1 rRNA gene is annotated in these 1036 nt (G+C 50.1%); it reads right to left on the reverse strand.

Going from position 1 to position 1036, the window contains the following annotated elements:
* Positions 1–1036: ribosomal RNA gene (locus tag ACNQGX_RS18340) — 16S ribosomal RNA — on the reverse strand; the annotation flags it as partial.

The raw sequence follows: 1036 nt of genomic DNA on the forward strand, positions 1-1036 counted from the left end.
CCCAGTGGCTGCTCTCTGTACCGGCCATTGTAGCACGTGTGTAGCCCAAGGCGTAAGGGCCGTGATGATTTGACGTCATCCCCACCTTCCTCTCAGTTTGCACTGGCAGTCTCGTTAGAGTTCCCGACATGACTCGCTGGCAACTAACAACAGGGGTTGCGCTCGTTATAGGACTTAACCTGACACCTCACGGCACGAGCTGACGACAACCATGCAGCACCTTGTAAATTGTCTTGCGAAAAGTCTGTTTCCAAACCGGTCAATCTACATTTAAGCCTTGGTAAGGTTCCTCGCGTATCATCGAATTAAACCACATGCTCCACCGCTTGTGCGGGCCCCCGTCAATTCCTTTGAGTTTCATTCTTGCGAACGTACTCCCCAGGTGGGATACTTATCACTTTCGCTTAGCCACTGAGATTGCTCCCAACAGCTAGTATCCATCGTTTACGGCGTGGACTACCAGGGTATCTAATCCTGTTCGCTACCCACGCTTTCGTCCATCAGCGTCAATATATTAGTAGTAACCTGCCTTCGCAATTGGTATTCCATGTAATCTCTAAGCATTTCACCGCTACACTACATATTCTAGTTACTTCCTAATAATTCAAGTTTAGCAGTATCAATGGCCGTTCCACCGTTGAGCGATGGGCTTTCACCACTGACTTACTAAACCGCCTACGGACCCTTTAAACCCAATGATTCCGGATAACGCTTGGATCCTCCGTATTACCGCGGCTGCTGGCACGGAGTTAGCCGATCCTTATTCTTACAGTACCGTCAAGACTCTACACGTAGAGTTGTTTCTTCCTGTATAAAAGCAGTTTACAATCCATAGGACCGTCATCCTGCACGCGGCATGGCTGGATCAGGCTTGCGCCCATTGTCCAATATTCCTCACTGCTGCCTCCCGTAGGAGTCTGGTCCGTGTCTCAGTACCAGTGTGGGGGATCTCCCTCTCAGGACCCCTACCCATCGTTGCCTTGGTAAGCCGTTACCTTACCAACTAGCTAATGGGACGCATGCTCATCTTTCACCG

The sequence above is a fragment of the Flavobacterium glycogeni genome (assembly GCF_048286775.1).
Taxonomy (GTDB): Bacteria; Bacteroidota; Bacteroidia; order Flavobacteriales; family Flavobacteriaceae; genus Flavobacterium.